The organism is Asticcacaulis sp. YBE204 (genome assembly GCF_000495855.1).
Taxonomy (GTDB): domain Bacteria; phylum Pseudomonadota; class Alphaproteobacteria; order Caulobacterales; family Caulobacteraceae; genus Asticcacaulis.
Window position 1 is genome coordinate 45,244 of sequence record NZ_AWGF01000010.1, and the last position, 22,420, is coordinate 67,663.

Sequence of the window (22,420 nt, forward strand, 5' to 3'; positions counted from 1 at the left end):
CCCGGTTGCCCTAAGACCGAAGCCCCTATACATTCGATTTCATGCACCGCTGTCTCCGCTTCAACGCTGTCTCGATGATCATGGGCCTGATGGCCATGATCCTGTGCGGCAGCACGCCAGCGGCCGCCGAGACAATGATGAGCCATCCTGCGACGGGGGCCGTTTCCGCGAATGAAATGCCCGAGATGCCTTGCTGTCCTGAAAAGGCGCCCGCAGTCTATAAGGCCTGTGGTCTTCAGTGTCCGGTCATCGCACCGGCGTCCTATGACTTCGTAGTGGTTATGAAGACGGATGCCCTGACCTTTACCGTCAATTCGGCCCACTATGGCGGGATTACCTTCGGCCCGCGTGCGCCGCCTCCGCGCTGATCCTCCGATAGATAAGACACCTTACATTCAATCTATCTAACGGAGTTATCCGATGAAACGTATCATCGTCACATCTGCTTTTGTTGCCCTGTTCGCCGCCGGTGCCGCCTATGCGGCCGCCCCGGAAGCGGTCAAGGACGCCGTCAAATCCTGTTGCGAAGCCATGGAAAAGTGCTGCTGCTGCGACAAGGAAAAGGCGGATCAGCCGGATGCCCATAAGGACCACAAGAACTAAGCTTCTTCCGGTCGATTAGACAGGTGCCCGCGGTGGAAACATCGCGGGCATTCTTGTTTTCGAGGCCAGCCGAATGCAAGGCCAGGCACTTGACATCTTATCCATATATCATTATAGCTCGATATATGGATAAAAAGGCAGCAACACAGGCATTCGCCGCCCTGAGCCAGGAAACCCGGCTCGACGTTCTTCGTTTGCTCGTTCAGGTGGGACCGGAAGGCCTGCCGGCAGGAGATATCGGCGAACGTCTGGGCGTGAAGCAAAACACCATGTCGGCCAACCTGTCAGTCTTGCAGCAGTCGGGTCTGCTGAGAAGCGAGCGGGAAGGGCGGTCGATCCGCTACTTCGCGGACTATGATGGTCTGCAAGGACTGTTGTCGTTCCTGTTGGAAGACTGCTGTGGCGGCCGCAAGGAGTTATGCGAGCCGCTGATCCAGAAAATCGTCTGCGCCTGTTAGGCGCATAAGCCAAAAAAGCGAGGTCAGTTTAACGCGCTGTGTGCCAGCGTGATTGCGCCCTCACGTCTGGAGCCAAGAGCCTGATGGGCAAATTTGAGCGCTATCTTTCAGTCTGGGTCGGGTTATCGATCCTCACCGGTGTGCTGTTGGGCCACCTGTTCCCGCCCGTGTTTCAGACGGTCGCACACCTGGAATACGCCCACGTCAATCTGGTGGTGGCCGTGCTGATCTGGGTGATGATCTTCCCCATGATGATCAGTATCGACTTCTCGACCATCGGCGAGGTTCGAAAAGAGCCCAAGGGCCTGATCATCACCTTCTTCATCAACTGGTTCGTCAAACCCTTCAGCATGGCCGCCCTGGGCGTGGTGTTTCTCCAGTATATCTTCGCGGGCTTTATCCCGGCAGAAGACGCCAAATCCTATATCGCCGGATTGATCCTGTTGGGGGCCGCACCCTGTACAGCGATGGTCTTTGTGTGGAGCCGGCTGGTCAAGGGTGACGCCAACTATACGCTGGTGCAGGTCTCGCTGAACGATCTGGTGATGATCGTGGCCTACGCCCCCATCGTCGCCCTGCTGCTCGGCGTGACCGATGTCGTGGTCCCATGGGACACCCTGATCCTGTCGGTCGTGCTCTATGTCGTCATTCCGATCGTTGCGGGCTATCTGACCCGCAAGGCGCTACCCGCCGCCAGGGTCGAAAGTTTGCTCGATGCCCTGAAGCCGTGGTCGATCATCGGCCTGCTGGCGACCGTCGTCCTGTTGTTCGGCTTTCAGGCGCAGGTCCTGCTGGAAAAGCCGCTGGTGATCCTGATGATCGCCGTGCCGATCCTTCTGCAAAGCATCCTGATGTTCTTCCTGACCTTCAAATGGATGTGCAAGGTCAAAATCCCGCACAACATCTCCGCACCCGCCGCCCTGATCGGTGGCTCCAACTTCTTCGAGCTGGCCGTCGCTGTCGCCATCAGCCTGTTCGGTCTGCACTCCGGCGCGGCCCTCGCCACCGTCGTCGGTGTTCTGGTCGAGGTGCCTGTCATGCTGTGGCTGGTGAAGGTCGCCAACAAACAAACGTACGAGGTCTAAGATGCAGCCCGTCATCTATCACAACCCGGACTGCGGCACCTCGCGCAACGTCCTGGCCGTAATCCAGGCCGCGGGCTACGAACCCGAGATCATCGAATATCTGAAGGTGGGCTGGAACGCCGACGAACTGCACAATCTGCTGGCCTATGCGGGCCTGACACCGCGGCAGGCGCTGCGGGAGACCAAGTCGCCCGCCAAGGAACTGGGCTTGCTCGATCCGGCCGTAACCGACGACGTGATCTTCGAGCAGATGCTGGTGCATCCGGTCCTTGTCAACCGGCCCATCGTCATCACCGACAAGGGCTCCAAGTTGTGCCGCCCGTCGGAGGCCGTGCTGGACCTGCTGGACACCTGGCCCAAGGGGCCGTTCCTCAAGGAAGACGGAACGGAGATGATCGACAGCGCCGGTATGCGCGTCGGTTTGCCGGGGATGCCCAATATAGACGCCGAGAGCTTTCAGGCAATAGACGAGACCAAGCTGCTCGCGCCCGAGCCGATGACCCACGCGCCGCGCATTTTGCTGCTCTATGGATCGGTGCGGTCGCGCTCGTTCAGCCGTCTGGTCTCCGAAGAAGCCGCGCGCATCCTCAACCGCTTCGGGGCGGAGACGCGGACCTTCAACCCGTCGGGCCTGCCGCTGCCGGACGACGCCGATGTCAGCCATCCCAAGGTGCAGGAACTGCGCGAACTGGTGCAATGGGCCGAAGGCATGGTCTGGTGTTCGCCCGAGCGGCATGGCGCCATGACAGGCGTCATGAAATCCCAGATCGACTGGATACCGCTGGCGCTGGGATCGGTTCGTCCCACCCAAGGCAAGACCCTAGCAGTCATGCAGGTCTCGGGCGGCTCGCAATCGTTCAATGCCGTCAACCAGCTACGCGTGCTGGGCCGCTGGATGCGCTGTATCACCATCCCCAATCAGTCGTCCGTCGCCAAGGCCTTCACCGAGTTCGACGAACACGATCGGATGAAACCGTCCTCCTATTACGACCGCATCGTCGATGTCATGGAGGAACTGGTGAAGTTCACCCTCCTGACCCGCGAACGGGCCGACTACCTCGTCGACCGCTATTCCGAGCGCAAGGAAAGCGCCGAAGAGCTATCGAAGCGCGTCAATCTCCGCTCTATCTAAGGCCGCCGCCATGAAGGTTCTTTTTCTCTGTACGGGTAACTCCTGCCGCTCGATTCTCGGAGAGTTCACCTTGAACCATCTCGCGCCGAGTGGCTGGCGTGCCATGAGCGCCGGCAGCCGCCCGACGGGGTATGTCCATCCGAGGTCACTGGCGTTGCTGGGAAGCGAAGGCATATCGACGCAAGGCGCGTCCAGCAAGTCGTGGGAAGACCTGCCGGAGGTGCCGGATATCGTCATCACTGTCTGCGGCAGCGCCGCAGGCGAGGAATGCCCCGCCTATATCGGCAATGTCCTGCGAACCCATTGGGGCGTCGAAGACCCGGCCCATGTGACCGGCACAGAGGCGCAGATCAATGCCGCCTTCCGCAAGGCCTATACGATCCTGCGGGCGCGTATTGAAGCCTTTCTAGCGCTTCCGCTCGATAGGCTGGCGTCCGACCGAGGAGCCTTCAAAACCGTGCTCGACGAGATTGGCCAGTTGATGCCGACAGACGAAGCGGGCGTGTTCACGCTGATCGATCCGCGCGACGGTGATCTGGTCGCGGCGCTGGCCGCTGCCGGATTGCCGACCACGGACCTAGGCACAGCACCGGGGCGTCCGTGAGCAATGGACAGGAGATTTTACTTATTGCGATACTCGGCTAGGGAATTTTCATTCACTTAACCAGCATCAAACCCTTTACGCGACAAGGCTCAGCCTATAGGTCCATTTACCCGATACGGATCGTTTCAATCGAGAACGGACCGCTCGCCACTAGGCGACGACGAGGGCAGCTATTACCGAATCGCAAGCCGATACTCGGCAACCCAATCCCATCGACGTCTATGTCGGTGAGCGCATTCGAATGCGGCGGAAGTTCCTCGGTCTCAGTCAGGAAGCTTTGGCCAACAGTCTAGGGCTCACCTTCCAGCAGGTCCAGAAGTACGAGCGCGGAAGCAATCGGATAAGCGCGTCGAAGCTGTACCAAACCGCACGTACCTTGCAGGCACCGATCTCGTACTTTTTCGAAGGGGTGGACGCGGAGGTACACGCGGAAACCTCCGTTGGCGAGGCGTCTGTGCATTCGTTTCTGGCGACCGGCGAAGGTATTGAACTGGCCGCCAGTTTTCCGCGCATCGAGTCGTCTCGGCATCGCCGGCGGGTTCTGGACCTGGTTAAGACGCTCGCGGACGAGTGACACCTGAAACACCAAGGGAATAAGGGGTAGAATGGGGTAGCCCGAGCGTACAGCCGGGCTATCTGAGATTCCACGGCGCGCCCCCATGCTCGCGCAGTTCATTTTCGGACTGCGCCATGACCCCCACCAAAATCCTTTTCGGCCAAATCCTGATCGTCTTCGCAATCGCCCTCCTAGGCGTGTGGACGGCGACGCAATGGGCCGCTGCGCAACTGGCCTATCAGCAGCAACTCGGACCGGCGTGGGCCGTTTGGTGGGGTGTGCCTGTCTACCGTCCGTGGCAACTCTTCATCTGGTGGTTCCATTACGAGGCCTATGCACCCGAGGTCTTTCACCGCGCGGGTCTATTGGCGGCATCGAGCGGGCTGATGGCCTGCGGGGCCGCGATTGCCGGCTCGGTCTGGCGCGCGCGTCAGGCGAAGTTCGTCACCACCTATGGCTCGGCGCGCTGGGCATCGCGCCCGGAAATCGAAGCGGCCGGTCTCTTCCGTGACCGTGGCGTGTTTCTGGGGCGGATCGGCGGCGACTATCTGCGCCACGACGGCCCCGAACACGTCATGGCCTTCGCGCCCACACGATCCGGTAAAGGGGTCGGCCTTGTGGTCCCGACCCTTCTGTCCTGGAACGGGTCGGCCGTCATCCACGACATCAAGGGCGAAAACTGGGAACTGACCGCCGGGTGGCGCTCGACCTTCTCGCATTGCCTCCTGTTCAATCCGACCGACCTGCGATCCGCGCGCTACAATCCCCTCCTCGAAGTCCGCAAAGGCCCCAACGAGGTGCGCGATGTGCAAAACATCGCTGACATTCTGGTCGATCCGGAAGGTTCGGTCGAGCACCGCAGTCACTGGGAAAAAACCAGTCATTCCTTGCTGGTAGGTGTCATACTTCATGTGCTGTACGCCGAAGAGGAAAAGACCCTCGCACGCGTGGCCACCTTCCTTTCGGACCCGCAGCGCACCTTTGACTACACCCTGCACCGGATGCTCAGCACCAACCATCTGGGCGACAAGACCCATCCCAAGGTCCATCCGGTCGTAGCCTCCGCCGCGCGCGAAATACTCAACAAGTCCGAAAATGAACGTTCCGGCGTCCTCTCGACCGCCATGTCCTTTCTGGGCCTCTACCGTGATCCCGTGGTGTCGCGTACGACGTCGCATTGCGATTGGCGCATCGCCGACCTGATGGACGCCGGGCACCCGGTTTCCCTCTATCTGGTCATTCCGCCGTCGGACCTGTCGCGCACCAAGCCGCTGGTGCGTCTGATCCTCAATCAGATCGGCCGTCGCCTGACCGAGCGCCTCGAAGGCGATCCTTCCAAGTCCCTCCGCCATCAACTGTTGATGATGCTCGACGAGTTTCCGGCCTTGGGGCGACTGGACTTTTTTGAGACGGCGCTCGCCTTCATGGCCGGGTACGGCGTCCGCGCTTTCTTAATCGCTCAAAGTCTCAACCAGATCAGCAAGGCGTACGGCGAAAACAATGCCATCCTCGATAACTGCCACGTGCGTGTGGCCTTCTCGACCAATGATGAGCGCACGGCCAAGCGTATTTCGGACGCGCTGGGGACCGCTACGGAATTGCGCGCGCAGCGGAACTACGCCGGTCACCGCCTGTCGCCCTGGCTCGCCCACGTCATGGTGTCCCGGCAGGAGACCGCCCGCCAGCTCCTGACGCCCGGTGAGGTGATGCAATTGCCGCCGCAGGATGAGCTGGTGCTGGTGTCGGGTCTGGCACCCGTCCGCGCCAAGAAGCTTCGTTATTTCGAAGACGCCAATTTCATGCGACGTCGCCTGCCGCCGCCCGTTCTGACCGAGGCGGGTTACGCCGATCGCCCCGCTGCGCGTCCTGACGACTGGGACGGTCGGATACGCGCCACCTCTCGCCAGCTCGCCGCCGCCTTGGAGGCCAAGGCCGAGGAGACGGAAGATGAGGGCGGGTTGCAACTCCAACGCCACCCCAGCCTCGGCGATGAAGCCGACGACGCCAAGCCGACCGTCGAAAGCGATCCTGAGCGGACGACTGAAGACGATACCGACCTGGCGGCGGACAAGCGGGCGCTGGACCGCGTGCGGACTTTGACGCCGGTGCAGCGCGCTGCCGCCCTCAACGTAGAGCGCGAATTCGGGGTGGACCGATGAAACCCCACCGCATCCGCCACCAGTTTCATCTCAATGCCGATCTGAGCCGCAAGCTCGATGCGCTGGCCACCGAGCCGGGCCGCACGAAATCCGCCGTGTTGGAGGCCGCCATTCTGGCCTGGATCGAGCGCCGCGGCGCCAACGAACTCGATGAACGCTTCGCCGTCCGCCTCAACCGGCTGAGCCGCCAGCTTGATCGGGTCGAGCGCGACCAGAAGATCATTCTCGAAAGCCTGGCGCTTTTCATCCGCCAGACGCTTCAACGCGACGCGCATCTCCCGGACCCCGATCCCGCCGCGCGCGCCCGGGGCCGCGAGCGGTTCGAAGCCTTCATCGAGCAGGTCGGCCGCAAGCTGGCGCAAGGCCGCTCGGAAATCAGCCCCTCAGAGGATCTACCGTCATGACGCCGTCTCAGTCCGCGCGCCGTCTGCGCGATATGTTGCGTACCGCCTTTGGCGACGCGATCAACGCCGCCCTCACAGATCCCGCTGTGATCGAAATCCTGGCCAACCCCGATGGCACGGTCTGGCTCGATCGGGCGGGCGAGGGGCGCGTGATAACCGATATCGTCCTGACGCCCGCCGACCGTGAACGCATCGTGCGTCTGGTCGCCAGCCATGTCGCCGTCGAGGTGCACGCGGACGCGCCGATCGTCTCGGCCGAACTCCCGACCTTCCTGCCCGACCGCCGGGGTGAACGCTTCGAAGGCCTGTTGCCGCCCGTAGTGGAGGGGGCCTGTTTCGCCATCCGAAAGCCGGCGTCCCGCGTTTTCACGCTGGGGGACTATGTCAGCGACGGCATGCTGTCGTCGGTGCAGGCGCGCCTTCTGCGCTCGGCCGTTCAGGATCGTCGCAACATACTGATCGCCGGCGGCACGTCGTCGGGCAAGACCACCTTCGCCAATGCCTTGCTGGCGGAGGTCGCAGCCCTGAACGACCGCGTCGTCCTGATCGAAGATACCCGCGAACTGCAATGCGCCGCGCGCGATGTGGTGGCCCTGCGCACTCGGGCAGGCGTCGCGTCCTTGAGCGAACTGGTGCGCTCGACGCTGCGTCTGCGGCCGGATCGCATCATTGTTGGCGAGGTGCGCGGCGGTGAAGCTTTGGAACTGCTAAAGGCCTGGAACACCGGGCATCCCGGCGGCGTCGCCACACTTCACGCCAATTCGGCCGTCGGTGCCCTCTATCGGCTCGAACAGCTCATTCAGGAGGCGGTCGTCCACGTCCCGCGCCGGCTGATCGCCGACGCCGTCGACGTCGTCGTCTTCATCCAGAACCACAACCCATTCACCCGGACGCCGCGTCGGGTCGAGGCCGTGATGGCGCTCGACGGCCTGACCGCTGAGGGCGATTACCGACTTCGACCGCTAGAGGCGGCGGAGACCTGACTTCAACCTCAACATGGAGATATCTGATGTATAAGTCTTTTTCGCATATGGACCGGACGCGTTACGCGCTTCCGTTGGCGCTCGGTCTGGCGCTCGCCCTGTCGACGTCCGGCGCGCTGGCCGCCGGTTCCGGTATGCCATGGGAGGAACCGCTTCAGCAGATCCTCGACAGCGTGCAGGGGCCGGTCGCCAAGATCGTGGCAGTTCTGGCCATCGTCATCACTGGTCTGGCTCTGGCTTTCGGTGAGACGAGCGGGGGCTTGCGTAAGCTGATCCAGATTGTGCTGGGCCTCTCGATCGCCTTTGCGGCGTCGAGCTTCTTCCTGACGTTCTTCTCCTTCGGCGGTGGGGCGCTGATCTGATGAGCGCGGCGGTCGAAGGCTACGAGGTGCCTCTGCATCAGGCGCTCACCCAATCCCTGCTCCTGGGCGGCGCGCCCCGCGGTCTGGCCCTGCTCAACGGCACACTCGCCGCGGCGCTGGGCCTGGGCCTGCAAATGTGGATTCCGGCCCTGCTCCTCTGGGTATCGGGCCACACCCTCGCGGTCTTCGCCGCCAAACACGACCCCCATTGCGTCGCCGTCACCCTGCGCCATCTGCGTCAGAAGGGCTATTTCTCATGCTGAACCTGCGTCAGTACCGCCAGACGATGGATCGTCTGGCCGATCACCTGCCCTGGGCCGTGCTGGCGGCCCCCGGCGTCGTCCTCAACAAGGACGGCAGCTTCCAGCGCACCGCCCGCTATGAAGGGCCGGACGTTGAGAGCGCCACGCCCGAAGAACTGGTGGCGCTGTCCGCCCGCCTCAACAACGTCTTCCGACGTTTGGGCTCCGGCTGGGCCGTCTTCTTCGAGGCGCGACGGGGGCGGGCGCAGGGCTATCCCGATACTGGTGCTGAAAGCGGTCTGGCCCGTCTGATCGACGAAGAACGCCGGGCGACCTTCGCGGGTGAGGAAGGCCAGCACTTTGAGTCGCGCTATCATCTGACCCTGGTCTTCATGCCCCCGGCGGATCAACTCGACGGCATGGGCGAAGCCTTCGTCGAGCGTGAAGAGAAGGTGACGGGTCGCGACTGGCACGACAGCTTACGCAAATTCATCGATCGGACCGATGCCGTCTTCGACCTGCTCGGAGCGGTCCTTCCGTCCATTCGCACGCTGGATGGCGCGGAGACGTTGACCTATCTGCACGCCTGCGTCTCGACCAAGGACCACCGCGTCGCCGTGCCGGACATCCCGGTCTATCTCGACGCCATCCTGACAGACACCTCCTTGTCCGGCGGCCTAGAGCCGCGCCTGGGCAATCAGTCCTTACGCACCCTGACGATCCTGGGCTTTCCCAACCACACGCGCCCCGCCTTGCTGGACGCGCTCAACCACCTCGATCTCGACTATCGCTGGTGCACGCGTTTTATCGCGCTGGATAAGCCCGAAGCGGTGAAGACCCTGACAAAACTGCGCAAGCAGTGGTTCGCCAAGCGCAAGTCGGTCGCCTCGCTCATGCGCGAAGTGCTCTATAAGGAGGCTTCGGCGCTTACCGACACCGATGCGGACAACAAGGTCGCCGATGTCGATCTCGCCTTGCAGGCCATCGGTGGCGACCATGTAGGCTTCGGCTATCTGACGACCACGCTTACGGTCATGGGACCGGACCGCGAAACCGCCGATGAACGGTTGCGCCAGATCGAGCGCGTGATCAACGGGCTGGGCTTCACCGCTATCGCCGAAAGTCTCAACGCAGTGGAAGCCTGGCTCGGCAGCCTGCCCGGACATCTCTACGCCAATGTGCGCCAGCCTCTGGTCCACACCCTGAACCTCGGTCATCTGGCGCCAATGTCGACCCTGTGGGCCGGACCGGAGCGAAATACCTACCTCGACGGTCCGGCGCTATTCCATGCGGTCAGCTCAGGCTCGACGCCGTTCCGGTTTTCGACCCATGTCGGCGATGTCGGCCATATGCTGGTGCTGGGCCCGACGGGGGCCGGCAAATCCGTGCTGCTCGCTTTCATGGCGGTATCCTTCCCGCGCTATGCCAACGCGCAAGTCTTCGTCTTCGACAAGGGCGGTTCGGCCCGGGCGGCCATCCTGGCCCTGAACGGCAGCCACCACGCCATCGGCCGGGACGGAGAAGTGGGGTTTCAGCCGCTGAGGCATATTGATGACCTATCCGAACGCACCTGGGCGCTCGACTGGCTTTCGGCCTTGCTCGACCAGCAGGGCTTCGATCTCTCGCTGGATGGACGCGATGCTCTTTGGGCGGCGCTGGAAGCGCTGGCCGGCGCACCGGTTGAGCAGCGCACACTGACCGGCCTATGCGCGGTCCTGTCCTTCAACGACATCAAGGTCGCGCTTCGACCGTTCACGCTCGACGGCCCCTATGGGCACATCCTCGATGCCGACCACGAGACGCTGGAACTGACAGCGATCCACGGCTTTGAAATGGAAAGCCTGATGAACGACCGGCAACTGGTGGCGCCGGTGCTGACCTATCTCTTCCATCGTCTTGAAGCCCGATTCGACGGCCGACCGACCCTGATGATCCTCGACGAGGCTTGGGTCTTCCTCGATCACCCGCTGTTCGCCGCCCGTATCCGGGAATGGCTGAAGGTCCTGCGCAAAAAGAATGTCAGCGTTCTGTTCGCTACGCAGAGCCTTGCCGACGTGGTCGATAGCCCCATCGCGCCGGTACTGATCGAATCCTGTCCGCAGCGTCTGTTCCTGCCCAACGAGCGCGCCGTCGAGCCCCAAAGCCGGGCGGCCTATCAGCGTCTCGGTCTGAACGACCGTCAGATCAGCCTTATCGGGCAGGCCACGCCGAAGCGGCATTATTACGTCCAAAGCCGGCGCGGCAACCGGCTATTCGACTTGCGCCTCGGGCCAGTAGCGCTGGCCGTATGCGCCGCCTCGAGCCCGGACGACCAGCGCCTGATCGATGCGGTGCTGGCCGATTGTCCACCGGATGCCTTCGCTGCTCGCTATCTCGTCGCACGCGGTCTGCCTTGGGCGGCAGACCTTTTGGCGGTCACTGATCCCCCGTCGGCCTCGGGTCAGTGAGCCGAATTAAAAATCTCAATCAATGGAGTAATTGGTCATGAAAAAGAGTGCCTTATTGGCTTTGGCTGTTGGACTGGTATCGACGGGTTCAACGACCTTACTTGTGTCGGCGGCACAGGCGCAGATGGTCGTTTACGACCCCAGTAATTACGTCCAGAGCGTCCTACAGGCCACCCGCGCCTTGCAGCAGATCAACAATCAGATCCTCAGCCTGCAAAATGAAGCGGTGATGCTTCAGAACATGGCGAAGAACCTCAATAAGTTCGACGTCAGCGCGCTCGCCGGTCTCAACAAGAATATCGCCGCCATCGACGCGCTCATGAAGGAGGCCAAGGGCATCGCCCTGAACCTCAACGCGACGCGTCAGGCCTTTTCCCTACAGTTCCCCGGGGCCTACGGGGGCAACCTGAAGATCAGCGATCTCCTGTCGGGTGCAGAAACGCGGTGGAAGTCCGCCATGGAGGCCTACGGTCAGACCCTGAACGTGCAGGCCCAGATTTCCGAGATGCTGGCTGACGACGCCGCTGCGCTGAACCGCATCGTCTCGGCCGCCGAACGCTCTGACGGTGCCCTGGAAGCGCAACAGGCAACCAACCAACTCCTCGCGCTGACCGCCAAGCAACAGATGCAGATTCAGGCCCTCCTGGCGGCGCAGGGCCGTGCCGAGGCGCTCGACGCCGCGCGCAAGGCGGAAGCGGAAGCCGCCGCCAAAGCCGCTACCCGCCGTTTCCTTGGGTCCGGCAAGGCCGGACAGTAGCTTCACTAAGGCCAACCGCCATGACCGACCTCAACATCATCGATACCTTCCTCGATACCTTTCTGGCCTATCTGGACTCCGGATTTGGCCTTCTAAGAGGCGATGTCGGTCATCTCGCGGCCATCCTCATCGCCATCGACGTGACGCTGGCCGCTCTGTTTTGGGTGATGGACGAAGAGGCGCACCTGTTCGGCCGCCTGATCCGCCAGGTGCTCTATGTCGGCGCGTTTGCCTTCATCATCACCCACTTCAGCTTTTTGGCCGAAGCGATCTACGACTCGTTTGCCGGTCTGGGCCTACGGGCGGGCGGTGGCGGCGTATCGGCGCACGACCTCCTGCGGCCAGGCAAACTGGCGGCAACCGGCTTTGAGGCCGCGCATCCCTTGCTGGAGCAGGTCGCCGACCTGCTGGGCCTCGATACGTTTTTCGGCAACCTGCTGACCATCGTCGTCCTGCTGGTCGCCTGGCTTCTGGTCATCCTCTCATTTTTCCTGCTCGCCGTTCAGCTTTTCATCTGCGTGCTGGAATTCAAGCTGACGACGCTCGCAGGCTTCGTGCTGGTGCCCTTCGCTCTTTGGAATAAGACAGCGTTCCTGGCCGAACGCGTCCTCGGCAATGTCGTGACCTCCGGTATCAAGGTCATGGTCATGGCCGTCATCGTCGGTATCGGCTCGGGATTTTTCGACACCTTCATCACAGCGTTGGATGGTGCGGACCCCGACCTGATGCAGGCCATGACCCTAGTGCTGGCCTCGCTCACTCTTCTCGGCCTCGGACTGTTCGGCCCAACGGTCGCTTCCGGCCTCGTATCCGGCGCACCCCAACTTGGCGCGGGTTCCGTCGCCGGTACACTCGGTGCAGCGGCGGGTGCCGGTCTGTTGGCCGGAGGTGCGGTGACGGGTGCCGCCCGCGCTCTGGCCGGAACTGGCGGCGGTGGCATGCACGCGATTGCCTCGGCCGCGTCCAAACTCGGTGGCGGCTCAGGCGGGACGTCAGGAGGGGCAGGGGCATCGCAACCTCCACCGCCCACGCCGCCGCCGTCACCCGGCGGCGGGCAGGGCAGCCCGTCGAGTGCCACAGCGGGCGCATCGGCCTCCGATGGGGCGACACCGCCTGACTGGGCCAAAAAAATGCAGTCCGAACAGCGCACGCGCGCCCGCATTCAGATGGTGCAGGCCGCCATTCTCGCCGGCGATCAGGCCTCCGGTTCGGCCTCTCCCAACCTCTCGCAAAAGGACTAGACCATGTTCAAACGACCCGTTCAGCGCTTCGGCGCGACCCCGGAGCCCGTCACGCCCTACCAAAAGGCCGCGCAGGTCTGGGATAACCGCATCGGCTCTGCGGTCACGCAAGCGGCCAACTGGCGACTGCTGGCTCTGGGCGCGCTCGCCCTCAGCTTTGGCCTCGGCGGTGGGTTGATCTGGAGCAGTACGCAAAGCCGTGTTGTGCCCTATGTCGTCGAGGTCGATGGTCTGGGCGCAGTGCGGGCGGTTGCCCCGGTCACGACGACCTTCAATCCCACGGACGCGCAAATCGCCTGGCATCTGGGCCGCTTCATTACCCTGGTCCGATCCCTGCCGACGGACTCGGTGCTGGTGCGTGGTCAGTGGCTGGACGCCTATGACATGGCCACAGGCGATGCCGCGGCCTTCCTCAGCGAGCACGCCCGGTTGAACGATCCGTTCGCGAATGTCGGCCGCCGGTCCGTCACCGTCGCGCTCAACAGCGTCGTCCGGGCCTCGAAGTCGTCGTTTCAGGTGAAGTGGACCGAGCACGCCTTTGAAAATGGTCAGCTTGTGCGAACAAGCCGCTGGACAGCAATTGTCGGCATCAAGGTTCAGACGCCGACACGCGAGGACGTTCTGCGCAAGAACCCACTTGGCCTTTACGTCACCGACCTCGCCTGGTCGACCGATTACGCCCCCGACACCTCCAAACCCAATCCCTGAAAGAGAGACTGATGAAGCCGCATGTCCTGTGGGGCCTTGCGCCCCTGTCCCTGGTCGCCACGTTGGCCGTGGCCGCCCCCGCCAAGAAGCCGCCTGTCAAATATACCGTCGCGCCGTCGGAAGCGTCGATCCACGTCGAGAAACTGCCGCCCACCGGCAGAGTGGAAGCGGCCAACCGGGCGGCTATCCGTGAACCGGCGAGCGAAAGCTACCTCAATGCGATCCAGACCTATCCCTATATGGAGGGGGCGCTCTACCGCGTTTATTCCGCCCCCGATCGCGTGACCGACCTGATGCTAGAGCCGGGTGAAACCGTGCAGGCGATTTCCGCAGGCGATACGGCGCGCTGGATTATCGGTGACACGAAAAGCGGCGAGGGGGCCGCCGCCCGAACGCACATCCTTATCAAGCCGCACACGTCAGGCCTGAAAACGAACCTCGTCGTGCTCACGAGCGTCCGCACCTACCACCTCCAGCTTGAAAGCACGCCATCGACCTATATGGCTGCGGTCTCGTGGCGGTATCCCAGTTCGCCGGTCGTGACCGTACACACGCCGGCAAAGGCCGAACCTCTTGAGGGAAATGGTCCGTCGCCCGATTTGACAAAGCTGAACTTCGGTTACGTCATCGAGGGGGCAACGCCGGCTTGGCGACCGCGGCAGGTTTTCGATGACGGTCGCAAAACCTACATCGTCTTTCCGCGTGAAGCGGCGACCTCAACTGCACCGGCCCTCTTCCTTGTGGCGAATGACGGCCAGTCGCAGCTCGTCAACTATCGCGTCGAGGCCAATGGGATATACGTCCTTGACCGCCTGATCGAGGTGGCGGAACTGCGACTAGGCACGACTCCGCAAACCGTCGTGCGCCTCCACCGATCGGATGCCGCGATCGTAACGACCAAATCGAAGGGTCGTCGCCATGACTGATCCCGTTGTGACCGAGAAAGTCGATCCGGAGACCCTGGTGTTGCGGGCCAAGCCTCGCCGTGCCGTGCGCTTCCGGCGCAACCTGATGATCGGCGTTGGCGCTGTAGGGGCATTGCTTTTAGCGGGCGTCACATGGCTGGGACTGTCGCCGCCGCTCATCAAGGCAGTTGAGGTTGCCGAAAAATCTCAAGACCTGGCGAAGCGCGTTCGACCACCCGTCGAGACCTTGGGTCGCCTGCCGAAGACCTATGCCGATGCCCCGGTCTTGGGGCCGCCCTTGCCAGGCGATCTCGGCGGGCCGCTTCTCGAAGCGGAACGAGACAACGCGTTGGACGTAACCGACAGTGCTACGGACCTCAGATCAGCCGGACGCCAAACGGCCCCGTCGTCTGAAGCGTCCCAGCCGGCGGTTAGCGGGCTTTTCGTGGCGGTGGCCATGCGCCTCAGCCCGCCACAAAGCCCGGCTCTTGCAGAGGCGTTGGGCAAGGCCAGCAATACGCCAACTATATCCGTACCAGCGGGCACGATCCTGGCAGCGACGCTCATAACCGGGCTGAACTCAGATCTCCCGGGTGTGGTGCTGGCCCAAATCACCGAGGCAGTCTTTGATGGGAAAGGACAGCGTGTCGTCATTCCGGCGGGCAGCCGTCTCATCGGTCGGTACGAGCGGGTCAGTATGGCGCGGCAGGCGCGTATCAATGTGCGATGGGAAACACTGGTCCTGCCAGCGGGCGAGGCTCTGACGCTGACAGATGCGGTCGCCGCCGATGGCGCTGGTTATGTCGGCTTGGCCGATCACGTTGACTACCACCCCGGAACGCTCGCCAAAGGCGTTGGCCTGTCTACCATGCTGGCGCTGGCAGATACCCGATCGGAGGGCGGAGATGATCTGAGCGGCGCGCTGCGCGAGGCGGCAGGCCGCACCTTCAACCAAGCCGGTCAACGAATCGTACAGCAGGCTATCGACATGCCAGCCACCATTACGGTGCGGCCTGGATGGCCGGTCAGGATTATTCTTGTCAAAGGACTGGCACTGCCGGTCGAAAAAGGGGGGGCGACCAATGGCTGAACTGAAGTTGCCCAAGCTGCCCGATCGGACGCCCATTAAGCTGACGATCGTTATCGGGGCTGAGTTGAACGAGGCGCTGAAATCCTATGCGGATAGGTACGCTCAAGCATATGGCTCTACGGAACAGATTGTCGACCTGATCCCCTTCATGCTCGACGCTTTTCTGGCCAGCGATAAAAGCTTCAATCGGACGGGGAGGCGATAAGTTCAAGCGTCCCGCTCTGGAGACTCGTCCAAAAGTTGAAAAGGGATGCGAGCATCTCACGCACGGCGTTCACCTTATGACCGTCAACATGCCCCGGCCTCTAAAGCTTAGCGATACCGGATTAGGCCTGTAAACCGGTACCTAGACTGGCCCAAGAACATTTTGAAAATCTTCGAATTGTCCGTATATCTGGATCAAAGACGGAACTATGACAACCATGACCTCGAAGTCTCCTGACTTAAACCAGTTCGCTGCCGCAGAGCTTACTGGCATGTCGCCCGAACTATTGGAGTGGCTAACAAAGCACGCACCAAAAACGGGCGAAAACCGGAAACTGAAGTTGCTAGTGTCGTTCAAGGGGCAAGATTTTACGCTAAAGAAGAGCTGCTGAGTTTCGACTCGTACTTGCGGGCCCCATGGCCGTCGAAAGGAGCCAATAGGCCTAATGTTCCGGCAGGAATTAAGAAGGAAATCAAAATCGAGGCGAACAACAGTGCGCTTTTTGGTCGGGGCATTCTGACAGTTGTGAGGCGGCCCATATCGAGCCCGTCGCGAAGACCGATAGCAACTACCCTTCCAACCTGATCTGGCTCTGCGCAAATTAGCACACAGTATATGATAAAGGCATTTTTGGTCCTTGACCGGAGGACCTCGAATTTATCCCGAGTTTAAGAAGCGGCTGCTTTCTTACAACGCTTACAATGGGGTACACAGGTTGCACACGGTCCGTCTCCTCGTTTGCGACAGGAAACGCTATCCAGGACGGCTTGCCAAGGGCCAAGTGCCAACCGAATGCAGCCACGCCACATAATGGGCTGCCAAGCCGTCTCGGCTGATGCCATAGAACTCGTCGGTCGTGTCCGACCGGATGACGCTTAGACGCGATTCCGGTCGCTCCCACCGACAGATCCAACATCTACAGAATTCATAATCAGGCGGCCCCGATTCAGAGCGTCAGGCGCCTGGAATGCGTGAACACCTCAAAACCGTCGGAACGCGCAACGGCAATGAGCGTCAGGTTGGCGGCTTCGGCGACCCGCACCGCCAGCGCCGTGGGCGCAGAAACGGCAATAAGAATGGGCGCACCGATGGCGACGGTTTTCTGAACCATTTCGACCGACACCCGGCTGCTGAGGATCACGACGCCATTGTGCCCTTTAATCGCGTGTCGCGCCAGAGCCCCGGCCAGCTTGTCGAGCCCATTGTGCCGGCCGACATCCTCGCGGATCAGAAAGGCCGCGCTTTCAGGGCACCAGAACGCCGCCGCGTGCGTGGCGCGCGTTTGAGCGCCCAGACTTTGGGCGGCACTGAGCCGCGCCACCGCGTCGATCACGTCCGCACCTGCAATCTGCCGATTCGAGGTCAGCGGTGGCGGGCGTCGAACGGCTTCTTCGAGGCTTTCCACGCCGCACAGGCCGCAGCCGGTCGGACCCGTGCGCAGGCGACGCCGGGTGGAGAGCACCTCGGCCACTTCGGTTTTCAGCCACATCCGGGCTTCGATACCGTGTTCGCCGCTGACGATGTCCAGCCGCCGGATATCGGCGGGTGTCGCGATCAAACCCTCGGTCAGGCTGAATCCGACCGCAAAGTCTTCGAGGTCGGCGGGCGTCGCCATCATCACCGCTTCGGTCGAGGCATTATAGACGAGCGCCACGGGGGTTTCTTCGGCGATGTCGCGATCGCCATCGGTGAACGCGCCGTCTCGCCACACGCGCCGACCGGCGCGCCGTGACGGCGTGCGGGCAATCGTTTCCGCAAATGACATCGTCTCGGCCATGACTCAACCATCCGGCACGTTGCGTCACCATGCAAGACCGGGCGCCCGCTGCGGATCAAAACCCTATCCGATACTTATTTTCCAGACCGGCGCATGACGCCTTCGCCATCGAAAACTTACCCCGCTTTCGGGCCTCCTGCGCTGAGGCGCGCGGCTTCCGATCGCGCGCCATCAAACCGAAGGATCACCCCATGTCTGCACCCGTGCCTTATAGCGCCGACCTCGAACAGATCGAGGACGACGAAGCCGAGGTCGCGCGCGATCTTGTCGATACCCTGCTCAAGATCAGCAAGAAGACGCATGAGGATTCCGGCCACGGCTGGCGCAGCGTCCACGCCAAGAGCCACGCTCTGGTGACGGGTAAGCTTGAGGTGCCGGGCAATGCGCCGGACCTGGCGCAAGGCCTGTTTGCGCAGCCCGCTACCTACGACGTAGTACTGCGTTTTTCCACGACCCCGGGTGATGTGCTGCCCGACAGCGTCTCGACCCCGCGCGGTCTTGCGATAAAGGTACTGGGACTGGACGGCGGCGCAACCCAGGACTTTGTCATGGTCAATGGCCCGACCTTTCAGGCGCCCAATGCCAAGGCGTTCCTCGCCAATCTCAAACTCCTGGCGGCGACCACCGACAAGGCCGAAGGCGCCAAGGTCGCCGCATCGGCGGTGCTGCGGGCGACCGAAGGCGCGCTCGAAGCCATGGGCGGCAAGAGCACGATGCTGCGGGCACTAGGCGGAGAACCGCCGCATCATCCGCTCGGCGAGACCTATTTCGCGCAGGTGCCGATTCGTTACGGCGACTATGTGGCGAAGTTCCGCGTCGTGCCGGTGGCGCCCGAGCTGACCGCGCGCAAGGGCGAAAAGATCGATATCACTCATGATCCGCTGGCGCTGCGCAAGGCGATGATCGCGCACTTCGCCGATCAGGGTGGGACGTGGGAGATACAGGTTCAACTGTGCACCGATCTTGAGACCATGCCGATTGAAAAAGCCAATGCGGTATGGCCTGAAGACGAAAGTCCCTTCGTGACGGTAGCGACCCTCGTCGTGCCGCCGCAAGTGGCCTGGTCGGACAAAACCTCTCAGGCGATGGATGACAAGCTCTCGTTCAGCCCGTGGCATCATATCGAGGCGCACCGTCCGCTGGGGCAGATCATGCGCCTGCGCCGGCCGGCCTATGAGGCGTCGTCGCGCTTCCGCCGCAGTGAAAACGACCAGCCGCTGGCCGAACCGACGGATGTGAGCGAGCTTAACGCGTAAGCGGTTTTTCGATGCGCACCGGTATCGATTTCGATGCCGGTGTCTTCGACAGCCGGTCGTGGTGCGTCACCGGCATCAGGACATTGCATTCCGGATAATAGGCCGCGATCGTACCCACCGGAATGTCGTAGGGCGTCAGGACCAGCCCGCTCAGTTCGCGGCGGTGGCCGTCCTCGACATCCGTGACCAGCCGCAGCACATCGCCGACGCTGTATCCGGCGGCGTCGATGTCCTGCGGATTCATGAACAGGATGTCGCGCGTCCCTTCGATGCCGCGAAAGCGGTCGGAATAGCCGTAGATCGTCGTGTTGAACTGATCGTTGGAGCGCAGGGTGACGAGGCGGTAGCGCCCCGGCCGGTCTTCGAATCCATTGGCGCTGAGCACGTCCGGCACGGTGAAGATCGCCTTGTTCGTCTCGGTCTTCCAGATGCGCTCATGCGCCGGATTGCCGCGATAAAAGCCGCCGGGCGTATAGAGGCGGGCATTGTAGTCGCGGAAATCTTCCGGATAGGTCTGTTCGATCAGGTCGCGGACCAGCGCGTAATCGCCGGTCCATCTTTCCCATTCGACCTTCGGCTGGCCCGGTAAGGTGGCGCGCGCGATCCCGGCGATGATAGCCAGTTCGCTTTTGACATGCTCCGACGGCGGCTTGCGTTTGCCGATCGAGCCGTGGATGTGGGAAAAGCTGTCTTCGATGGAGACGGTCTGCGGGCCGGTTGCCTGTGTGTCGATCTCGGCACGACCGAGACACGGCAGGATGAAGGCCGTCTTGCCGGGATAAAGATGGCTGCGGTTGAGCTTGGTCGAGATCATCACCGTCAGGTCCTGTGCGGGCCAGGCGGCTTCCATGCGGGTCTGATCCGGCACGGCGCGCAGGAGGTTGCCACCGAGACAGATGAAGGCCTTCACCCTGCCGTCGAACAGGGCTTGGGCTGCTGCCGTGATATTCATGCCGTCCTTAAGCGGCGGCTCGAACCCGAACAGGGCCTTGAGCTTGTCGACCGGGATCAGCTCGATCTTTTCGGCGATGCCGACCGTGCGTTGTCCCTGCACGTTGGAGTGCCCGCGCACCGGGCAGATACCCGCGCCCAGACGTCCGATATTGCCGCGCATCAGCAGCAGATTGACCAGCATGGCGACGTTGAGATGTCCCTCGGCCTGCTGGGTCAGGCCCATACCGTAGACACCAATGGCCTTTTCCGCCGCCATATAGATGTCGGCGGCGCGGCGAAGGTCTGTCTCGCTGAGGCCACTTTCCTGTTCGATCTGTACCCACGGCGTGTAGCGGATTTTCGCCATGAAATCGTCGAAACCCGACGTGTGTTGCTCGATGAAGGCGATGTCGATGACGCGCGCCTTGCCCGCCTTTTGCGCCGCGTCGTCGGCCTCGACGATGGCCTTGCACAGACCGAGCATGGCCGCGATATCGCCGCCCGATTTGACCTGAAGATAGAGGTCGGAGATCACCGTCTCGTGCCCGGTGGCCATGGCCACCGCGTCCTGAGGGTTGACGAAGGACACCAGACCCTGTTCGCGGAGGGGATTGAAGGTGACGATCTTCGCGCCGCGTGTCTTGGCGTCCTGAAGCGGGTGCAGGAAGCGCGGGCTGTTGGTGCCGGGGTTCTGCCCGAAAAAGAAGAAGGCGTCGCAGGCTTCGAGGTCTTCCCACACAACCGTGCCGACGGGCGAGCCGATGACCTTTTTCAGGCCGACCGAGGTCGTCTCGTGGCACATGTTCGAGCTTTGCGGCAGGTTGTTCGTACCATAAAGCCGCGCCAGAAGCGCATAGAGGTAGGCGGCCTCAAGCCCCGCATGACCCGATGAGTAGAAGACGACGCTGTCCGGGTCGAGCGGTTTGAGGATCGCCCCGATTTCAGCAAAGACGGCTTCCCACGACACGGGCCTGTAGCTGTCGCTGGCGGCGTCGTAACGCAGCGGATGCGTCAGTCGGCCGAGCTTTTCGAGGTCGTGGTCCTTCCAGTCGCGGAGCGGCGTGACCTTGTGCGTGTCCCAGAACCCGGGCGTGCAGCGCGCCGAGGTTAGCTCCCAGAGGGTGGCCTTGGCCCCGTTCTCGCAAAACTCGAACGGGTGGTAATTGGCGGGCTTCGGCCAGGCGCACGACACGCACATGAAGCCCCTCGGCTTGTTCTGGTGCGTAAGGGTGTCGATGACAGCGGGCGAGGGGCGCTCGCTGAGCAAGGTCGTGGCGATCCCGGCCAGCGAGCCCCAGCCCCCGGCGGGGCCTTCGGAATGTGAAGTGTCGTCAGTCACCATGTAATCCTTTGAAGCTTGGTCACGAACAAGGCATTTAAGGTCTCAGGTGAATGCGGTTTTCGGAATGTGGGTGATCCGGCACGCCAGATCGGCTTCACCTGAGGCCACGACATAGACCTCGCCCCCGTCGGCGATACCGGTCGTAAAGACGACATCCCTCAGATACATCTGATGCTCGATGGGCTGCGTCAGATCTGGGGCAGCCTCCAAAATCGCCTGTTTACCGGTCTCAATCGTCAGGCCGGGGTCTTCCTTATCAAGAATCGACCAGTAGGTGCGATAGATGCCGACGATTTCTTTGGGCTCGACGCCATGCCACAGGGTCAGCCAGCCCTTGTCGGTCAGGATCGGCGGGGTGCCGCCCCCCATCCGTTCCATGGTAATCGTGCCGGAATGAGCGCGGATGCCCGGCTTCTCATAAGGCTTCCAGTGCAGGGCGTCGGGCGACGTCGCCAGATTGATCGACGGCCCGGCACGCCAGTCACTGCCCGGCGGATAGGCGAAATAGAGCGAGCCGAGCGGCCGCGTCTGCGCCCAGTACTGGCCATCGATCAGGCCTTCGAAGATCAGCATGTCCTTGTTCTGATGGTCGAGGACGATACCCTCGAACGTCCAGTCGAGGCCGTTGGTCGAGCTGTAGAGGCAGGTCGAATGCCGCTCCGGACTGACCGAGCAGGTCGTCATCAGCCAGCGGTCGCCGACCTGGCTTATGCGGGCGTCCTCGACGCCGTAGCATTGAAAACTGAACTGCGGCTGGATCGCCTTGTCGTAATGCAGTTCGACGATATCGAGCCCGTCGGGCGTCAGCTCGACCGGCAGCAGCCAGGACAGGGAGGTGAGGGCCATGACCTTCCACGCACCACCGTGCAGGGTAAACTTGCGCGGGTCGGCGGTGTCGGCATGCTCCACCGGCCAGGCGTCGAGCATATAACGGTTGTTGTCCCAGCGAATGGCATGGACGTGACCGTCGATGATCGGCGTGCGCAGCGCTTCGGCGACGCGCACCATCATCAGTAGATTGCCGTTGGCCAAACGCAGCAGACCCGGATTGAAGACGCCCAGAATATAGGTCTCGGCATCGAAATGCCCGGCCAGCGGCGAGCGGGACAGATCGATGTCGTCGGGCACCAGAACGAGGCGGTCAATATCAAATTTCATGCTGTCTCACCGA

At 62.2% G+C, this 22,420-nt stretch carries 23 protein-coding genes and 1 pseudogene; 21 read left to right on the plus strand and 3 right to left on the minus strand.

The genetic code is table 11. The features are described from left to right. The first annotated feature begins 41 nt into the window (after positions 1-41). The 20 genes and pseudogenes from AEYBE204_RS32210 to AEYBE204_RS32290 all read left to right on the plus strand — a co-directional run bounded on the left by AEYBE204_RS32210 (position 42) and on the right by AEYBE204_RS32290 (position 15,941). Complete coding sequence (locus AEYBE204_RS32210) at positions 42-368, plus strand: hypothetical protein (RefSeq protein WP_023462687.1); 327 nt, start codon at positions 42-44, stop codon at positions 366-368. A gap of 52 nt (positions 369-420) precedes the next feature. After that, positions 421-603 carry a hypothetical protein gene (locus tag AEYBE204_RS32215; RefSeq protein ID WP_023462688.1) on the plus strand — a complete coding sequence of 61 codons (183 nt, stop codon included), beginning with the start codon at positions 421-423 and terminating at the stop codon, positions 601-603. 125 nt (positions 604-728) lie between these two features. Beyond that, positions 729-1,061: a helix-turn-helix transcriptional regulator gene (locus tag AEYBE204_RS32220; protein ID WP_023462689.1), complete on the plus strand. Its 333-nt coding sequence runs from the start codon at positions 729-731 to the stop codon at positions 1,059-1,061. Between the two features lie 83 nt (positions 1,062-1,144). Next, entirely contained in the window at positions 1,145-2,146 is a 1,002-nt protein-coding gene (gene arsB / locus AEYBE204_RS32225) for an ACR3 family arsenite efflux transporter (RefSeq protein WP_023462690.1), read from the plus strand. A gap of 1 nt (position 2,147) precedes the next feature. Further along, positions 2,148-2,480 (plus strand): annotated as a pseudogene (arsC, locus tag AEYBE204_RS40885) (arsenate reductase (glutaredoxin)); the annotation flags it as partial. 75 nt (positions 2,481-2,555) lie between these two features. Next, positions 2,556-3,278 carry an arsenical resistance protein ArsH gene (arsH, locus tag AEYBE204_RS40890; RefSeq protein ID WP_031230832.1) on the plus strand — a complete coding sequence of 241 codons (723 nt, stop codon included), beginning with the start codon at positions 2,556-2,558 and terminating at the stop codon, positions 3,276-3,278. A gap of 10 nt (positions 3,279-3,288) precedes the next feature. Further along, positions 3,289-3,882 (plus strand): arsenate reductase ArsC, encoded by a 594-nt coding sequence (locus AEYBE204_RS0120430; protein WP_235068201.1) that lies wholly within the window; start codon positions 3,289-3,291, stop codon positions 3,880-3,882. Positions 3,883-4,054: 172 nt separating this feature from the next. Next, positions 4,055-4,456, plus strand: coding sequence for a helix-turn-helix domain-containing protein (locus tag AEYBE204_RS32230; RefSeq protein WP_031230837.1), 402 nt, complete (start codon positions 4,055-4,057; stop codon positions 4,454-4,456). A gap of 116 nt (positions 4,457-4,572) precedes the next feature. Continuing rightward, entirely contained in the window at positions 4,573-6,597 is a 2,025-nt protein-coding gene (locus AEYBE204_RS32235; RefSeq protein ID WP_023462694.1) for a conjugal transfer protein TraG, read from the plus strand. Further along, positions 6,594-7,001, plus strand: a complete 408-nt coding sequence (locus AEYBE204_RS32240; RefSeq protein WP_023462695.1) for a ribbon-helix-helix protein, CopG family — start codon at positions 6,594-6,596, stop codon at positions 6,999-7,001. The genes AEYBE204_RS32235 and AEYBE204_RS32240 overlap by 4 nt, the downstream gene beginning before the upstream one ends. Then, positions 6,998-7,984 carry a P-type conjugative transfer ATPase TrbB gene (gene trbB, locus AEYBE204_RS32245; protein WP_023462696.1) on the plus strand — a complete coding sequence of 329 codons (987 nt, stop codon included), beginning with the start codon at positions 6,998-7,000 and terminating at the stop codon, positions 7,982-7,984. The genes AEYBE204_RS32240 and trbB overlap by 4 nt, the downstream gene beginning before the upstream one ends. 47 nt (positions 7,985-8,031) lie before the next feature. Next, on the plus strand, positions 8,032-8,346 hold the full coding sequence (locus AEYBE204_RS32250) for a TrbC/VirB2 family protein (RefSeq protein ID WP_035442096.1): 315 nt from the start codon (positions 8,032-8,034) through the stop codon (positions 8,344-8,346). Beyond that, the gene (locus tag AEYBE204_RS32255) at positions 8,346-8,609 is read left to right on the plus strand and encodes a VirB3 family type IV secretion system protein (protein ID WP_023462698.1); all 264 of its coding nucleotides are present in this window, start codon (positions 8,346-8,348) and stop codon (positions 8,607-8,609) included. The genes AEYBE204_RS32250 and AEYBE204_RS32255 overlap by 1 nt, the downstream gene beginning before the upstream one ends. Beyond that, a complete protein-coding gene (trbE, locus tag AEYBE204_RS32260; protein ID WP_023462699.1) occupies positions 8,603-11,035 on the plus strand; it encodes a conjugal transfer protein TrbE in 2,433 nt (810 codons plus the stop codon). Before AEYBE204_RS32255 ends, trbE begins: the two co-directional genes overlap by 7 nt. Before the next feature lie 37 nt (positions 11,036-11,072). Beyond that, the gene (gene trbJ, locus AEYBE204_RS32265) at positions 11,073-11,792 is read left to right on the plus strand and encodes a P-type conjugative transfer protein TrbJ (protein ID WP_031230840.1); all 720 of its coding nucleotides are present in this window, start codon (positions 11,073-11,075) and stop codon (positions 11,790-11,792) included. Between the two features lie 20 nt (positions 11,793-11,812). After that, positions 11,813-13,033: a P-type conjugative transfer protein TrbL gene (gene trbL / locus AEYBE204_RS32270; protein WP_023462701.1), complete on the plus strand. Its 1,221-nt coding sequence runs from the start codon at positions 11,813-11,815 to the stop codon at positions 13,031-13,033. Between the two features lie 3 nt (positions 13,034-13,036). Next, positions 13,037-13,741 (plus strand): conjugal transfer protein TrbF, encoded by a 705-nt coding sequence (trbF, locus tag AEYBE204_RS32275; protein ID WP_023462702.1) that lies wholly within the window; start codon positions 13,037-13,039, stop codon positions 13,739-13,741. Positions 13,742-13,752: 11 nt separating this feature from the next. Beyond that, positions 13,753-14,667 carry a P-type conjugative transfer protein TrbG gene (gene trbG, locus AEYBE204_RS32280; RefSeq protein ID WP_023462703.1) on the plus strand — a complete coding sequence of 305 codons (915 nt, stop codon included), beginning with the start codon at positions 13,753-13,755 and terminating at the stop codon, positions 14,665-14,667. After that, positions 14,660-15,736: a TrbI/VirB10 family protein gene (locus AEYBE204_RS32285; RefSeq protein WP_023462704.1), complete on the plus strand. Its 1,077-nt coding sequence runs from the start codon at positions 14,660-14,662 to the stop codon at positions 15,734-15,736. The genes trbG and AEYBE204_RS32285 overlap by 8 nt, the downstream gene beginning before the upstream one ends. Beyond that, positions 15,729-15,941, plus strand: a complete 213-nt coding sequence (locus AEYBE204_RS32290; RefSeq protein WP_023462705.1) for a DUF2274 domain-containing protein — start codon at positions 15,729-15,731, stop codon at positions 15,939-15,941. The genes AEYBE204_RS32285 and AEYBE204_RS32290 overlap by 8 nt, the downstream gene beginning before the upstream one ends. 946 nt (positions 15,942-16,887) lie before the next feature. On the opposite strand, the gene fdhD is transcribed toward AEYBE204_RS32290, so the two are convergent. Beyond that, positions 16,888-17,718 carry a formate dehydrogenase accessory sulfurtransferase FdhD gene (fdhD, locus tag AEYBE204_RS32300; protein WP_023462707.1) on the minus strand — a complete coding sequence of 277 codons (831 nt, stop codon included), beginning with the start codon at positions 17,716-17,718 and terminating at the stop codon, positions 16,888-16,890. 191 nt (positions 17,719-17,909) lie between these two features. On the opposite strand from fdhD, the gene AEYBE204_RS32305 reads away from it, so the two are divergent. Continuing rightward, on the plus strand, positions 17,910-18,974 hold the full coding sequence (locus AEYBE204_RS32305; protein WP_023462708.1) for a catalase family protein: 1,065 nt from the start codon (positions 17,910-17,912) through the stop codon (positions 18,972-18,974). On the opposite strand, the gene AEYBE204_RS32310 is transcribed toward AEYBE204_RS32305, so the two are convergent. Further along, positions 18,964-21,249: an FdhF/YdeP family oxidoreductase gene (locus AEYBE204_RS32310; RefSeq protein WP_023462709.1), complete on the minus strand. Its 2,286-nt coding sequence runs from the start codon at positions 21,247-21,249 to the stop codon at positions 18,964-18,966. The two genes, AEYBE204_RS32305 and AEYBE204_RS32310, sit on opposite strands and share 11 nt — an antisense overlap. A gap of 42 nt (positions 21,250-21,291) precedes the next feature. After that, positions 21,292-22,407 (minus strand): glycosidase, encoded by a 1,116-nt coding sequence (locus AEYBE204_RS32315; RefSeq protein ID WP_023462710.1) that lies wholly within the window; start codon positions 22,405-22,407, stop codon positions 21,292-21,294. Positions 22,408-22,420: the final 13 nt, after the last annotated feature.

Bases quoted from the DNA above. Each gene is read 5' to 3' on its own strand.
- AEYBE204_RS32315 (WP_023462710.1), bottom strand. From the start codon at position 22,407: ATGAAATTTGATATTGACCGCCTCGTTCTGGTGCCCGACGACATCGAT.
- arsB (WP_023462690.1), top strand. From the start codon at position 1,145: ATGGGCAAATTTGAGCGCTATCTTTCAGTCTGGGTCGGGTTATCGATC.
- AEYBE204_RS32235 (WP_023462694.1), top strand. From the start codon at position 4,573: ATGACCCCCACCAAAATCCTTTTCGGCCAAATCCTGATCGTCTTCGCA.
- AEYBE204_RS32285 (WP_023462704.1), top strand. From the start codon at position 14,660: ATGACTGATCCCGTTGTGACCGAGAAAGTCGATCCGGAGACCCTGGTG.
- trbB (WP_023462696.1), top strand. From the start codon at position 6,998: ATGACGCCGTCTCAGTCCGCGCGCCGTCTGCGCGATATGTTGCGTACC.
- AEYBE204_RS32240 (WP_023462695.1), top strand. From the start codon at position 6,594: ATGAAACCCCACCGCATCCGCCACCAGTTTCATCTCAATGCCGATCTG.
- trbL (WP_023462701.1), top strand. From the start codon at position 11,813: ATGACCGACCTCAACATCATCGATACCTTCCTCGATACCTTTCTGGCC.
- AEYBE204_RS32210 (WP_023462687.1), top strand. From the start codon at position 42: ATGCACCGCTGTCTCCGCTTCAACGCTGTCTCGATGATCATGGGCCTG.
- trbE (WP_023462699.1), top strand. From the start codon at position 8,603: ATGCTGAACCTGCGTCAGTACCGCCAGACGATGGATCGTCTGGCCGAT.
- AEYBE204_RS32215 (WP_023462688.1), top strand. From the start codon at position 421: ATGAAACGTATCATCGTCACATCTGCTTTTGTTGCCCTGTTCGCCGCC.
- trbJ (WP_031230840.1), top strand. From the start codon at position 11,073: ATGAAAAAGAGTGCCTTATTGGCTTTGGCTGTTGGACTGGTATCGACG.
- fdhD (WP_023462707.1), bottom strand. From the start codon at position 17,718: ATGGCCGAGACGATGTCATTTGCGGAAACGATTGCCCGCACGCCGTCA.
- AEYBE204_RS32220 (WP_023462689.1), top strand. From the start codon at position 729: ATGGATAAAAAGGCAGCAACACAGGCATTCGCCGCCCTGAGCCAGGAA.
- trbF (WP_023462702.1), top strand. From the start codon at position 13,037: ATGTTCAAACGACCCGTTCAGCGCTTCGGCGCGACCCCGGAGCCCGTC.
- AEYBE204_RS32255 (WP_023462698.1), top strand. From the start codon at position 8,346: ATGAGCGCGGCGGTCGAAGGCTACGAGGTGCCTCTGCATCAGGCGCTC.
- AEYBE204_RS32305 (WP_023462708.1), top strand. From the start codon at position 17,910: ATGTCTGCACCCGTGCCTTATAGCGCCGACCTCGAACAGATCGAGGAC.
- AEYBE204_RS32310 (WP_023462709.1), bottom strand. From the start codon at position 21,249: ATGGTGACTGACGACACTTCACATTCCGAAGGCCCCGCCGGGGGCTGG.
- AEYBE204_RS0120430 (WP_235068201.1), top strand. From the start codon at position 3,289: ATGAAGGTTCTTTTTCTCTGTACGGGTAACTCCTGCCGCTCGATTCTC.
- AEYBE204_RS32250 (WP_035442096.1), top strand. From the start codon at position 8,032: ATGGACCGGACGCGTTACGCGCTTCCGTTGGCGCTCGGTCTGGCGCTC.
- trbG (WP_023462703.1), top strand. From the start codon at position 13,753: ATGAAGCCGCATGTCCTGTGGGGCCTTGCGCCCCTGTCCCTGGTCGCC.
- AEYBE204_RS32290 (WP_023462705.1), top strand. From the start codon at position 15,729: ATGGCTGAACTGAAGTTGCCCAAGCTGCCCGATCGGACGCCCATTAAG.
- arsH (WP_031230832.1), top strand. From the start codon at position 2,556: ATGCGCGTCGGTTTGCCGGGGATGCCCAATATAGACGCCGAGAGCTTT.